This is a genomic window from Parafrankia sp. Ea1.12 (assembly GCF_900465275.1).
GTDB classification, from domain to species: Bacteria; Actinomycetota; Actinomycetes; order Frankiales; family Frankiaceae; genus Parafrankia; species Parafrankia soli.
The window spans coordinates 1-241 of record NZ_UBIZ01000201.1 but is presented as its reverse complement, the minus strand read 5'-3'; the positions used below and the strand labels follow the sequence as shown (position 1 = coordinate 241).

Genomic DNA, 241 nt, shown 5'->3' with positions numbered 1-241 from the left:
AGCAGCACGACCCCCGCGACGCCGGCGATGTCGAGGACGTTCCCGCGCGGGTTGCCGATCGTCTCGCCGTAGAACGCCGCGGTGTTCGGCCGGATCGCCGCGCGCCAGGCGTCGAGGTCGTCCGGGTTGTCGACGAACGACACCGAGACGCCGAACTTGGGCAGCGTGTAGTGGAACAGGTTGTAGGTGCCGCCGTAGAGGTTCGCGGAGCTGACGATGTGGTCGCCGGCCTCGGCCAGGT

The 241-nt window shown here is 69.3% G+C and carries 1 protein-coding gene; it reads right to left on the bottom strand.

What is annotated here, in order from left to right:
* Positions 1-241: PLP-dependent transferase (locus tag FMEAI12_RS07050; RefSeq protein ID WP_200835210.1), on the bottom strand; the 241-nt coding region annotated here is incomplete at both ends.